Origin of the sequence: Micromonospora sp. Mcm103 (genome assembly GCF_024519755.1) — a bacterium.
Taxonomy (GTDB): Bacteria; Actinomycetota; Actinomycetes; order Mycobacteriales; family Micromonosporaceae; genus Micromonospora; species Micromonospora aurantiaca.
The window spans coordinates 62,667-75,030 of the sequence record NZ_JALJRJ010000013.1 but is presented as its reverse complement, the minus strand read 5'-3'; the positions used below and the strand labels follow the sequence as shown (position 1 = coordinate 75,030).

Annotated in this window: 10 protein-coding genes; 8 read left to right on the top strand and 2 right to left on the bottom strand. The window is 73.5% G+C overall.

The genetic code is table 11. The features are described 5' to 3' along the window. Nucleotides 1–33: 33 nt before the first annotated feature. The 4 genes from OC439_RS17505 (at nucleotide 34) to OC439_RS17490 (ending at nucleotide 4,844) form a co-directional block, all read left to right on the top strand. Nucleotides 34–507, top strand: coding sequence for an NfeD family protein (locus tag OC439_RS17505; protein ID WP_120568994.1), 474 nt, complete (start codon nucleotides 34–36; stop codon nucleotides 505–507). A gap of 5 nt (nucleotides 508–512) precedes the next feature. After that, the gene (locus OC439_RS17500; RefSeq protein ID WP_262014358.1) at nucleotides 513–1,619 is read left to right on the top strand and encodes an SPFH domain-containing protein; all 1,107 of its coding nucleotides are present in this window, start codon (nucleotides 513–515) and stop codon (nucleotides 1,617–1,619) included. 128 nt (nucleotides 1,620–1,747) lie between these two features. Continuing rightward, nucleotides 1,748–2,551 (top strand): hypothetical protein, encoded by an 804-nt coding sequence (locus tag OC439_RS17495; protein WP_262014357.1) that lies wholly within the window; start codon nucleotides 1,748–1,750, stop codon nucleotides 2,549–2,551. Nucleotides 2,552–2,642: 91 nt separating this feature from the next. After that, entirely contained in the window at nucleotides 2,643–4,844 is a 2,202-nt protein-coding gene (locus OC439_RS17490; RefSeq protein WP_262014356.1) for a transglycosylase domain-containing protein, read from the top strand. A gap of 9 nt (nucleotides 4,845–4,853) precedes the next feature. Here the strand turns inward: OC439_RS17490 and OC439_RS17485 are convergent, their stop codons facing one another. Continuing rightward, nucleotides 4,854–5,453: a thymidylate kinase gene (locus tag OC439_RS17485; RefSeq protein WP_262014355.1), complete on the bottom strand. Its 600-nt coding sequence runs from the start codon at nucleotides 5,451–5,453 to the stop codon at nucleotides 4,854–4,856. 121 nt (nucleotides 5,454–5,574) lie between these two features. Between OC439_RS17485 and OC439_RS17480 the strand changes: the two genes are divergently transcribed. Further along, nucleotides 5,575–6,135 (top strand): dihydrofolate reductase family protein, encoded by a 561-nt coding sequence (locus tag OC439_RS17480; protein WP_262014354.1) that lies wholly within the window; start codon nucleotides 5,575–5,577, stop codon nucleotides 6,133–6,135. Between the two features lie 4 nt (nucleotides 6,136–6,139). Here the strand turns inward: OC439_RS17480 and OC439_RS17475 are convergent, their stop codons facing one another. Then, nucleotides 6,140–7,972, bottom strand: coding sequence for a thiamine pyrophosphate-requiring protein (locus OC439_RS17475; protein ID WP_262014353.1), 1,833 nt, complete (start codon nucleotides 7,970–7,972; stop codon nucleotides 6,140–6,142). A gap of 102 nt (nucleotides 7,973–8,074) precedes the next feature. Here OC439_RS17475 and OC439_RS17470 point away from each other — a divergent pair, with 102 nt between their 5' ends. From OC439_RS17470 to OC439_RS17460, 3 genes are all read left to right on the top strand, one after another. Further along, nucleotides 8,075–8,887 (top strand): TrmH family RNA methyltransferase, encoded by an 813-nt coding sequence (locus OC439_RS17470; RefSeq protein WP_262014428.1) that lies wholly within the window; start codon nucleotides 8,075–8,077, stop codon nucleotides 8,885–8,887. 57 nt (nucleotides 8,888–8,944) lie between these two features. Continuing rightward, on the top strand, nucleotides 8,945–10,396 hold the full coding sequence (gene argG, locus OC439_RS17465; RefSeq protein WP_030504283.1) for an argininosuccinate synthase: 1,452 nt from the start codon (nucleotides 8,945–8,947) through the stop codon (nucleotides 10,394–10,396). 99 nt (nucleotides 10,397–10,495) lie between these two features. Then, the gene (locus OC439_RS17460) at nucleotides 10,496–12,301 is read left to right on the top strand and encodes a PucR family transcriptional regulator (protein WP_262014352.1); all 1,806 of its coding nucleotides are present in this window, start codon (nucleotides 10,496–10,498) and stop codon (nucleotides 12,299–12,301) included. The last annotated feature ends 63 nt before the right edge of the window (nucleotides 12,302–12,364 follow it).

Genomic DNA, 12,364 nt, shown 5'->3' with positions numbered 1-12,364 from the left:
TGACACGTGCGTTGACGTGTCAGGATTGGTCTCGTGGACGCCGTCTTCTGGATCGTTCTGGGTGTGGTATTAGCGGTCGCCGAGATCTTCACGACGACGCTCTTCCTGATCATGTTCGGGGTCGGGGCGTTCGCCGCCGCCGGCGCCGCGGCGCTCGGTGCGCCGGTGGCGCTCCAGGCGGTGATCTTCGCGGTGGTGTCGGCGCTTTCGGTGGCGGTGGTCCGTCCGGTGGTCCGGCGGCACGCCCGGCCGGCGCTGGAGACCGGGGAGCAGCCGTTCGGGGTCGAGGCGCTGGAAGGGGCCACCGCTGTGGTCCTGGAGCCGGTCGACGCCGACCGGGGCATGGTCAAGATCGATGGTGAGCTGTGGACGGCCCGCTCGTACGACGCGACGCGCACGTACGCCGAGGGTGAGCGGGTGCAGGTGATCAAGGTCCGGGGCGCTACCGCCCTGGTATGGCAGGACGACATTTCCACCCCGGGCGAGCTGCCCGAAGCGAAAAGGTGAACGGTATGGAGTTTCTGGCGATCCTGATGATCGCGGTGGCGTTGATCGGTGTGGTGACGCTGTTCAAGGCGGTACGGATCGTGCCGCAGCAGCGTCAGGACGTGGTGGAGCGGCTGGGCCGGTACAAGCGCACGCTGAACCCGGGCCTCAACCTGCTGGTGCCGTTCGTCGACGCGGTGCGCACCAAGGTCGACATGCGCGAGCAGGTGGTCAGCTTCCCGCCGCAGCCGGTGATCACCTCCGACAACCTGGTCGTCTCGATCGACACGGTCCTCTACTTCAAGGTGGTCGACTCGGTTCGCGCCACCTACGAGATCTCCAACTTCCTCCAGGCCATCGAGCAGCTCACCGTCACCACGCTGCGTAACGTGATCGGCTCGCTGGACCTGGAGCGCGCGCTGACCAGCCGCGAGGAGATCAACCGGCACCTGTCCGGCGTGCTGGACGAGACCACCGGCCGCTGGGGCATCAAGGTGACCCGGGTCGAGATCAAGGCGATCGAGCCGCCGCCGAGCATCCGCGACTCGATGGAGAAGCAGATGCGCGCCGAGCGGGACCGCCGTGCCGCGATCCTCAACGCCGAGGGGCACAAGCAGTCGCAGATCCTCACCGCCGAGGGTGAGAAGCAGGCCGCGGTGCTGCGCGCCGACGGTGACCGGCAGGCCCGGATCCTGCAGGCGGAGGGCCAGGCCAAGGCGATCCGTACCGTCTTCGACGCGATCCACACCGCCAACCCGAGCCAGAAGGTGCTTGCGTACCAGTACCTCCAGGCGCTGCCGCAGATCGCCAACGGCACCGCCAACAAGGTCTGGATCGTCCCGACCGAGCTGACCAAGGCCCTGGAGGGCATGGGTGGCGCGCTGGGCGGACTGGCGAACATGGTCGGCGACCAGCCGTCGCCGGAGGCCGCCAAGAGTGCCGGCGAGGTCGAGCGGGAGGCCGCGGAGGCCGCCCAGGCCGCGGCCATCGCGGCCCAGGAGATCCACAACGAGGTACGCGTGGCGGAGGCGCAGGCCACCGGCGGCAACACCCCGCAGGGTCTGCCCGCGCCGGAGCCGGTGTCACCGGCCAGCCTGGTGAACGACCCGGCGGACCAGCGCGAGCGGGGCTGACCGGCAAATCCGAGAATCCCTCATACGGCGCTCCGGCGACTGCCACCATCGGTTTCAGGACGGGTGGTGAGCAGGGCCGGAGCGCCGTTGCGCGTCCCGGGCCATCCGCGGCGCGAACGAGGTGAGGCATGAAGGACCCGGCGAACCGGCTGTTCTCCCGTACCCAGGTCCCCGGCGCGCACGACCCCGCCGGACCGATCGGCTCCCGGCGTACCGGAGGGGGTTTCGGGGTCCTGCCGTTCGTCTCCGAACCCGGCCCGGGAGCGCCGGCCACCGACGCGACCTGGGCCTGGTCGATCCGCCGGTTCGCCCGCGCGGCGGTCTGGCTGCTCCCGGCGTACGCGGTCCTCTACGGCCTGGTGGCGATGGCCAGCGACGGCGGCGTCGGCAACGACCCGTACCCGGCCGACGGCCGGCCGCTCTACCTGGTCGGCTGGGTCGCCTCGGTGTGGCTGGGGCTGCTCGCCCTGCTGGCGCTCACCGGCCTGCTCGCCGCCACCCGCTGCCGCCGCGTCGCACTGGCCGGGCTGCTCGCGAGCATCGGCGGGATGGTGCTGATGCTGCCGTTCGCCGGGCTGGCCGAGCAGACACCGGTGTTCGGCGTGACCGCGCGCGGCATCGTGCTGTTCGGCGCCACCCTCTACAGCGTGGGCTGGTTCCTCACCGGCTGGTCGGTCGCCCGGTCCGGGATGTTCTCCTACGGCGACGGGACGATGCTGATGATCTCCGCCCCGCTGCTCGGCCTGGGTGGTGCGCTGATCGGCTCGCTCCAGACGTTCGGCGCGATCTTCGTGCTGGTCGCCGGCATCGGCATCGGCTACCGCAGCGGCCGCCTGGTGCCCGAGACCATCGCCCGGGACGCCGCCGCGGCGAGCGTCGCCGCCGCACCGGTGCCGCCGACGTCACCGAAAGGCCCACTCGGGGCGGGCTGACCGTTTTTTCAGCTGGGCGGTCGCCGTGAAGTAACTGACAGTTGCCTGGCGAGGTGGCCGGTAGGCGGCTTTCGTGGCAATCCTGGAGTCCATGCCGTCTCCCAGGTCGCCGCTGTCGCGGCTGTTCACCGTGCTGCTGGCCGGCCTGCTCGCCGGGCTCGTCCTCGCGCTCGCCGCGCTTCCCGGCGGCCTGCTCGGCGGGTTCGCCGCCCGGGCCGCGCTCGGCGCGTACGCGGAGCTGCCCGACGCGCTGCGCACCCCCGTGCAGCCGCAGCGCTCCTACCTCTACGCCAACGACGGCAAGACGCTGATCACCACGTTCTACGACGTGAACCGCACCGACGTGCCGCTGGCCGAGATCGCCCCGGTGATGCGGCAGGCGATCATCGCGGCCGAGGACCGGCGGTTCTACTCGCACGGCGGCGCTGACCTGCGCGGCATCGCCCGCGCGCTGGTCGCGAACGTCAAGGGCGGCGGCACCGAGCAGGGCGGCTCCACGCTGACCATGCAGTACGTCCGCAACGTGCTCAAGACCGACCCGAACCGCACCCCGGAGGAGCGGCAGGCCGCCACCGAGCAGACCGTCGGGCGCAAGCTCCAGGAGATCCGGTACGCGAACGCGCTGGAGCAGTCGCTGTCCAAGGACGAGATCCTCAACCGCTACCTCAACATCGCCTACTTCGGTTCCGGCGCGTACGGCGTCGCCGCCGCGAGCCAGCGCTACTTCGGCAAGGCCCCGGCCGACCTGACGCTGGGCGAGGCGTCGCTGCTCGCCGGCCTGGTCCAGTCGCCCGACGCGTACAGCCCGATCGACGGCGACAAGGACCAGGCGCTGACCCGCCGGGGGTACGTGCTCGACGCGATGGCCGAGACCGGCGCGATCACCGCGCAGCAGGCCGCGGCGGCGAAGGCCGAGCCGCTGACGCTGCGCCCGACGGCCCAGCCCAACGGCTGCACCGCCACCGCCCAGGGGCACGACGACTGGGGCTTCTTCTGCGACTACCTGCGCCGCTGGTGGCTCACCCAGCCGGCCTTCGGCAGCACCCCCGAGGAGCGCGAGCAGGCGCTGCGCCGCGGCGGCTACCGGGTCGTCACCACGCTCGACCCGAAGATCCAGCAGACCGCGCAGGAGCAGGCCACCAAGGTCTACGGGTACGGCAACAAGCGCGCGCTGCCGATCGCGGCGGTCGAGCCCGGCACCGGCCGGGTCCTCGCCATGGCGGTGAACCGGCACTACAGCCTCGACGCCAACCCGGACGGGCAGGCCAACCACCCGAACACGGTCAACCCGCTGATCTCCGGCGGTGCCAGCGTCGACGGCTACCAGGCCGGCTCGACGTTCAAGATGTTCACCATGCTGGCCGCGCTGGAGGCCGGCAAGCCGCTGTCCACCGGCTTCGACGCCCCCAGCAGGCTGCCCACCCGGTACGCCTCGGACGACGAGGGCAACTGCGACGGCACGTGGTGCCCGGCCAACGCCAACCCGCAGTGGATGGACGGCTACCGGATGATGTGGGACGGCTTCGGCCGGTCCGTCAACACGTACTTCGTCTGGCTCGCCGAGCAGGTCGGCGAGGACAAGGTGGTGGAGATGGCCCAGCGTCTCGGCATCACCTTCCGGGCCGACTCCGACGCCGCGTTCGCCCGCGACAACGCCGCCAACTGGGGCGCGTTCACGCTCGGCGTCGCCGCCACCACCCCGCTGGACCTGGCGAACGCGTACGCCACGGTGGCCGCCGAGGGCACGTACTGCACGCCGCTGCCGGTGGTGTCGGTGACCGCGCCCGACGGCGACACCGTCGACGTGGCGCAGCCGTCCTGCAAGCGGGTGCTCGAACCGGACGTGGCCCGCGCCGCCACCGACGCGGCCCGCTGCCCGGTCGGCCAGCAGTCCGCGTTCGACCAGTGCAACGGCGGCACCGCCACCGCCGTCGACTCGATCGTCGGCCGCCCGGTGGCCGGCAAGACCGGCAGCTCGGAGCGCAACGCCACCGAGACGTTCGTCGGCTACACCCCGCAGGTCGCGGTCGCCGGCATCGCCGCCAACCCGGACGACGTCACCGACCTGGTCGGCTCCGCCGTGCAGGCGAAGGTGATCGACGCGGTGGCCCGGACCATCAAGACGGCGCTCACCGGCAAGCCGGTGGCCGACTTCACCGCGCCGAGCCGGGCGCTGGTCGGCGACCCGCAGCGCCCGCAGCCGCCCCGGCGGACCGAGCCGGACCGCCGCGAGCAGCGCCAGGAGAGCGAGCTGCCCTCCGACGTGCTGCGCTGGCTGCGCGAGCGGGGGTAACGGCCCCTCTCACCGCCGGGCCGCACGCACCGCCGCGTCGAGGGCGGCGGCCACCTCGTCCGGGGTGCCGTCGCCGTCGAGCGTGACGAACGAGCCGAACTCCGGCAGCGCCCGGTACGCGCCGTCCAGCGCGCGCAGGTGCGCCAGTTCCTCGGTGTCGATGCCCCGCGCGGCCACCCGCCGCTGCGCCACCTCGGGCGAGGTGCCCAGGAAGCACACCACCGCCGGGCGCGGGAAGACCGCGTAGACGGCGCGCACCACGCGCCGCCCCCGGTCGCCCCGGGCCGCCATGATCACGTCCTGGCACCAGGTCCACCGGTCCAGCACGGCCACCCGTCCGGTCAGGCGGGCCACCGCGACGGTCCGGGCCATCGCCGCCGCGCGCACCGTCGCCTCCAGGGCCGGATAGACGGTACGACCGAACAGCGCCACCCCGTCCGGCCGGCCGAGCGCCCGCGCCAGCCGGTTCCACAGCGGCCGCCCACCGGCGTTCTCGAAGTACCGCGCCCGCACACCCCGCTCGCGCAGCCGCGCCGCGAGCGCCCTGGCCTGGGTCGTCTTTCCGGAGCCGTCGACACCGATCAATGCGATCATCACGGGACGGCCCACAGCCCCGGACGCTAACGCACCCGGACAACCATGCACGTGACGTGTCGGATCCGGTCCGGCGGCTCCGACCCACCGGTGAGCGCGCCCGGCCGGGACGCGCCGCGACGCGGAGGAACACATCATGGGCAACGTCATCTACGGGGTGCACACGTCGGTCGACGGCTTCATCGAGGGCCCGAACGGCGAGTTCGACTGGCCGGAGATGGGGGAGGAGCTGTCCGCGTACTCGATCGGGCTGGCCGAGCGGGCCGACGCCTTCGTCTACGGGCGGCGGGTGTGGGAGATGATGTCCTCCTACTGGCCGCAGGTCGAGTCGATCTCCGACCACCCGCACGACCTGGCGTTTGCGCCGGTCTGGCGGCGTACCCCGAAGGTCGTGGTCTCGCGGACGCTCGCCGAGGCGGGCCACGGCGCCGTGGTGGTCGGCGGCGGCGACCTGGCGAAGGAGTTCGCCGAGGTCCGCGAGCGGTTCCCCGGCGACCTGCTGGTCACCGGCGGCACCGGGGCGGCGACGGCGCTGGCCGCGCTCGGGCTCGTCGACGCCTACGAGGTGATCGTGCACCCGGTGGTGCTCGGCGGCGGACGGCAGGTGCTGCCCGGCCTGGCCCGGCAGGGCCTGCGGCTGGTCGAGACGCGTTCCTTCGACGGACGGTCGGTGCTGCTGCGCTACGCGCGGGCCTGACGCCTCAGCGGCCCCGGCGGCGGGGCCGGTACGTGGCGAGCGCGGCCGGTACGCCGCGCCGCACGATGCCGGCCCGGTCGCTGTCCCCGCGCAGCACCGCGGCGGCGGTCTTGCGGGCCTGCTCGGCGGTGAAGTGCGGCGGCAGCATCAGCTCGGCCGGGTCCACCACCGCGTTGACCACCACCGGGCGGTCCGCGTCGAGCACCCGCTGCCACAGGCCGTCCACCCGGGCGGGGGAGTCGACCAGCTCACCGCCGAGGCCCAGCACCTCGGCCCACCTGTGGTACGCCACGTCCGGCAGGTCCTGGCTGTCCGGGAACATCGGCGTGCCCTCGCTGGAGCGCTGCTCCCAGCTGACGAACGCGAGGTCCCGGTTGTTGAGCACCAGCACGACGAACCGGGGGTCGGACCACTCCCGCCAGTACTTCGCCACCGTGATCAGCTCGTTGACGCCGTTCATCTGCATCGCGCCGTCGCCGAGGAGCGCGATCACCGGGCGGTCCGGGTGGGCGAACTTCGCCGCCAGCGCGTACGGCATCCCGCCGCCCATGGAGAGCAGCGTGCCGGAGAGGCTGGCCAGCATGCCGGGGCGGACCCGCACGTGCCGGGCGTACCAGGCGGTGGCGGTGCCGCAGTCCACGGCGAGCATGGCGTCCTCGGGTAGCGCGTCGTCGAGCGTGGCGAACAGCGACTGCGGGTTGACCGGGTCGGCGGGCTGGGCGGCGACCTCGCGTTGCGAGGCCCGCCACTTGCCGGTGGCGTCGGCGAGGGTGGCCCGCCAGGCGGTCGGGCCCGGCCCCGGGCCCAGTTCCTCGAGCAGGGCGCGCAGCGTCGGCCCGGCGTCGCCGGTCAGGTTCACCTCGGTCGGGTAGCGCAGCCCCATCCGGGTGCCGTCGATGTCGATCTGCACCGCCCGAGCCCGGCCCTCCGGGGGATAGAACTCCGAGTAGGGCATCTGGCTGCCGACGATCAGCAGCCGGTCGCACTCGCGCATGAGCTGCCAGCTCGGGCGGCTGCCGAGCAGGCCGATCGCGCCGGTCACCCAGGGCTGCCGGTGGTCGACGGCGGTGAAGCCGAGCAGCGCGGTGGCGACCCCGGCGCCGAGGCGGTCGGCGATCCGGCGTACCTCGTCCTCGGCGCCCAGCGCGCCCTGCCCGACCAGCATCGCCACCCGCTCGCCGCCGCGCAGCACCTCGGCGGCGCGGCGCACGTCGGCCTCCGGCGGCACCGTCGGCTCGCTGCTCGGCACCGCGCTGGTGTGGTAGTAGCCGTGGGCGTGCGGCGGGTGCGGCACCGCGGGCAGGTCCTGCACGTCGGAGGGGAGAACCAGGGCGGTCACGGTACGCCGGGCGAGCGCCGTGCGGCAGGCGCGGTCGACCAGGTGCCGGGCCTGGGACGGGTCGTCGAGCTGGGCCAGGAAGGCCGAGGCCACGTCCTTGTAGAGCGCGAGCAGGTCCACCTCCTGGTAGTAGCCGCCGCCCTCGGTGGGCAGCGCGGTGTGCCCGAGCAGCGCCACCACCGGCTGGTGGTCGAGCTTGGCGTCGTAGAGGCCGTTGAGGGCGTGGATCGCGCCCGGACCGCTTGTCACCACCACGCAGCCGAGCGGGCCGCCGCCGTACTTGACGTGCGCGCCGGCCGCGAACCCGGCTGTCTCCTCGTGCCGGACCTGGATGAACCGGGCCCGCCCCTCGGCGCGCTGCAACGCCGAGGTCATGCCGTTGATCCCGTCGCCCGGGTAGCCGTAGTAGCGGTGCACGCCCCACTCGGCGAGCCGGGCCACCAGGTAGTCGGCGACTGTGGCGTCGCGGGGGAGGTTGCCGTCGTGATCCGCGCCCATCGTGGTCCCTCCGTCACCGTCGGCCTCCCGGATTGCTTCCCCGCCCGGGACGCCGGAAACCCGGCCCGCGCCGGAGCGGCCGGGCGGGCCGGGCAGAATCGCCTGGTGCCCGTCCACGAGATCACCGACCCCGACGACGACCGGATCGCCGACTACCGCGCGCTCACCGACGTGGAGCTGCGTACCCGCTGGGAACCGCCGCACGGGTTGTTCATCGCCGAGGGGGAGCTGGTGCTGCGGCGGGCGCTGCGGGCCGGCTACCCGGCCCGGTCGTACCTGGTCGACGCCAAGCGGGTGGACCAGCTCGCCGACCTGGACACCGGTGACGCGCCGGTGTACGCGGCCACGCCGGACGTGCTCCAGCGCGCCACCGGCTTCCACGTGCACCGGGGCGTGCTCGCGTCGTTCCACCGCAAGCCGCTGCGCTCCGCCGACGAGGTGCTCGCCGCCGCCCGGCGGGTGGTGATCCTGGAGGACGTCAACAACCACACGAACCTGGGCGCGATCTTCCGTGGTGCCGCCGCGCTCGGCGTCGACGCGGTGCTGCTGTCGCCCACCTGCGCCGACCCGCTGTACCGGCGCAGCGTACGGGTGAGCATGGGCGAGGTGTTCGCGGTGCCGTACGCCAAGCTCGATCGCTGGCCCGACGGGCTGGACCAGGTCCGGGCGGCCGGGTTCACGGTGCTCGCGATGACGCCAGCGCCGGATGCCGTACCGATGCAGCGGCTGACCCCGGCGCAGCGGGAGCGGGCGGCGTTGCTGCTCGGGGCGGAGGGGCCGGGGCTGACCGCGGCGGCGCAGGCGGCCAGCGACGTGCGGGTGGTGATCCCGATGCGGCGCGGCGTGGACTCGCTGAACGTCGCCGCCGCCGCGGCGGTGGCGTTCTGGGAGCTGGGGCGTGAGGACCCGATCTGACGACGGGCTCTGACGACCGGCTTGCATGACCATGCGACAGCGTGCATAATCTTCCTTGTGTCCAAGGTTCTCACCTCCCTGCCCATCGGCGAACGTGTCGGCATCGCCTTCTCCGGCGGCCTCGACACCTCGGTAGCCGTCGCGTGGATGCGCGACAAGGGCGCCGTCCCGTGCGCCTACACCGCTGACATCGGCCAGTACGACGAGCCCGACATCGCCTCGGTGCCCGGCCGCGCGCTCAGCTACGGCGCCGAGGTCGCCCGCCTCGTCGACTGCCGCGCCGCCCTGGTCGAGGAAGGGCTGGCGGCGCTGACCTGCGGCGCCTTCCACATCCGCTCCGGCGGGCGGGCCTACTTCAACACCACGCCGCTGGGCCGCGCCGTGACCGGCACGCTGCTCGTGCGCGCGATGATCGCCGACGACGTGCAGATCTGGGGCGACGGCTCGACGTTCAAGGGCAACGACATCGAGCGGTTCTACCGGTACGGCCTGCTGGCCAACCCGCAGCTGCGGATCTACAAGCCGTGGCTGGACACCGACTTCGTCACCGAGCTGGGCGGCCGCACCGAGATGTCGGAGTGGCTGCTGGAGCGCGGCCTGCCCTACCGGGACAGCACCGAGAAGGCGTACTCCACCGACGCCAACATCTGGGGCGCCACCCACGAGGCCAAGACGCTCGAACACCTGGACACCGGCATCGAGACCGTCGAGCCGATCATGGGCGTGAAGTTCTGGGACCCGTCCGTGGAGATCCCCACCGAGGACGTCACCATCGGCTTCGACCAGGGCCGCCCGGTGACGATCAACGGCAAGGAGTTCGGCAGCGCCGTCGACCTGGTGCTGGAGGCCAACGCCATCGGCGGCCGGCACGGCCTGGGCATGTCCGACCAGATCGAGAACCGGATCATCGAGGCCAAGAGCCGGGGCATCTACGAGGCCCCCGGCATGGCGCTGCTGCACGCCGCCTACGAGCGGCTCGTCAACGCCATCCACAACGAGGACACGCTCGCGAACTACCACAACGAGGGCCGCCGCCTCGGCCGCCTCATGTACGAGGGCCGCTGGCTCGACCCGCAGGCGCTGATGCTGCGCGAGTCGCTGCAGCGCTGGGTCGGCACGGCGGTCACCGGCGAGGTCACGCTGCGGCTGCGCCGGGGCGAGGACTACTCGATCCTCGACACCACCGGCCCGGCGTTCAGCTACCACCCGGACAAGCTGTCGATGGAGCGCACCCAGGACTCGGCGTTCGGCCCGGCCGACCGGATCGGCCAGCTCACCATGCGCAACCTCGACATCGCCGACTCCCGCGCCAAGCTGGAGCAGTACGCCTCCGTCGGCATGGTCGGCGGCGGCAACCCGCAGCGGGTCGTCGGCGCCGCCCAGGCGGCCTCGACCGGGCTGATCGGCGCCATGCCGCAGGGCGGCGCGGAGGCCATCGCGTCCCGGGGCGTACCCACCGCCGAGGACGAGGCGCTCGACCGCGCCGCGATGGAGTTCGGCGTCGACTGATCACCGCGGCTCGTTCCGTCCGCCCGCCCGCCGGTCCCCGCCTTCCCGGCGGGCCGGCGGGCGGTGTGGCTCTCGGCAACGGTGGTGACGCAGGGTAGCGTGTCGCCCGTGTTCCCTACCGTGCGTGAGGTGCTGGAGCTGGTGCCCGTGCGCCACGGCGCGCCGCGCCTGGTCGCGGGGAACGCCGGACTGGACCGGTCGGTGCGCTGGGTGCACATCGCCGAGGTACCCGACATCGCCACCCTGCTCGGCGGCGGCGAACTGGTCCTCACCACCGGGATCGGCCTGCCGGGCGACGACGCGGGGCTCCGCGAGTTCATCGGCGCCCTGGCCGACGTCGGCGTCTCCGGGCTGGTGGTCGAACTGGGCCGCCGCTACGTCAGCGGAGTCCCACGCGTGATGGCCGCCGCCGCCGAACGACGCGGACTGCCCCTGATCGAGCTGCGCCGGGGCACCCCGTTCGTCCGCATCACCGAGGCGGTGCACGCGCTGATCGTCGACGCCCAGCTCACCGAGCTGCGCGCCACCGAGGAGATCCACCAGCGGTTCACCGAACTGTCAGTGGAGGGCGCCGAACCGGCCGAGGTGCTGCGGCAGGCCGCCGAACTGGCCGGCTGCCCGATGGTGCTGGAGAACCTGTCCCGGCAGGTGCTCGCGTACGACCCGGCGGGGGAGAACGCCCAACTGCTGCTGGACGGCTGGGAACGGCACTCGCGGCAGATCCGCCCGCCCGGGCGCACCGCGTACGACCCGGACAGCGGCTGGCTCGTCACCACAGTCGGCGCGCGGGGACAGGACTGGGGACGGCTGCTGCTGCGCTGGCCGGCCACCGAGTCCACCCCGCCGACCCGGCTGACCATCCTGATCGAACGGGCCGCCTCCACGCTGGCCCTGGGCCGGCTGATCCGGCGCGACGCCGAGGGCCTGGAACGGCAGATCCACCGTACGCTGCTGACCGCCCTGATCGACCACACCCGCCCGGTGGACGAGGTGGCGCTACGCGCCAAGGCGCTCGGCGTCGTCCTGGACCGCCGCCACCTGGTCGGCGTCGTGGTCCGCCACCGCGCCGACGAGCCGGCCGGCGACACGGGCACCCCCGACGACGAGCCCGCCGCCCGCCGGGGCGCGCGCCGCGACACCGACGCCGAGGACCCGGAAGCCGGCCCGGCCCGGTTGCGTGACCTCGCCGAAGCGGTCAGCCAGGCCGTCCGGGACGCCAAGCTCACCGCGCTGACCAGCCCGCTCGACGACCAGGCCGTGGGTGCGCTGCTGGCGCTCCCCGACCCCGCCGCCGAGGAGAAGGCACTGTCCGCGTTCGCCGCGGCGTTGCGCCGGGTACGCCTCGACGCCGCCCCCGCCGCCCGCCCGGCGTCCCGCCCGTCGGAGTCGCCTGACCGGCCCGCCGGACGGGCCGTCGCGTCGGCGAGCGCGCGGCCGGTCGACGCGCCGCCCCGAGCCGCGATCGTGGTGGCGGCCGGGTCCGGTGTGAGCAGTCTGCGCGAGGCACGCCGGTCGTTGATCGAGGCGCGGCAGGTCGCCGAGGCGGCCCGGCGGGATCCCCGGGATCTGCCCTGCTACCGGCTGCCGCACGTCGGGCTGGCCGGGCTGCTGCACCTGCTGCGCGACGAGCCCCGGTTGCAGACGTTCGTCGAGCGCGAACTCGGGCCGCTGCTCGCCTACGACGCCCAGCACCCGCGGGAGCAGTTGCTCGGCACGCTGCGGGCGTACCTGGAGCAGGGACGGAACAAGTCGGCCGGCGCCGCCGCCGCGCACCTGTCCCGGCCGGCGTTCTACGAGCGGCTGGCCCGTATCGGCCGCATCCTCGACGCCGACCTCGACTCGGTCGACAGGTGCCTGTCCCTGCACGTGGCCCTGCTGGCCCTCGACGCCATCCGCACCCCCTGACCGCGGCCCGGCCCACACCCCGCCCGTCCCGCCCTCCTCCCGCCCCTCCCGCCCCTCCGCCCT

Excerpts from the sequence above, each read along its gene's own strand:
- OC439_RS17500 (WP_262014358.1), top strand. The coding sequence starts at position 513 with ATGGAGTTTCTGGCGATCCTGATGATCGCGGTGGCGTTGATCGGTGTG.
- OC439_RS17495 (WP_262014357.1), top strand. The coding sequence starts at position 1,748 with ATGAAGGACCCGGCGAACCGGCTGTTCTCCCGTACCCAGGTCCCCGGC.
- OC439_RS17490 (WP_262014356.1), top strand. The coding sequence starts at position 2,643 with ATGCCGTCTCCCAGGTCGCCGCTGTCGCGGCTGTTCACCGTGCTGCTG.
- OC439_RS17480 (WP_262014354.1), top strand. The coding sequence starts at position 5,575 with ATGGGCAACGTCATCTACGGGGTGCACACGTCGGTCGACGGCTTCATC.
- OC439_RS17475 (WP_262014353.1), bottom strand. The coding sequence starts at position 7,972 with ATGGGCGCGGATCACGACGGCAACCTCCCCCGCGACGCCACAGTCGCC.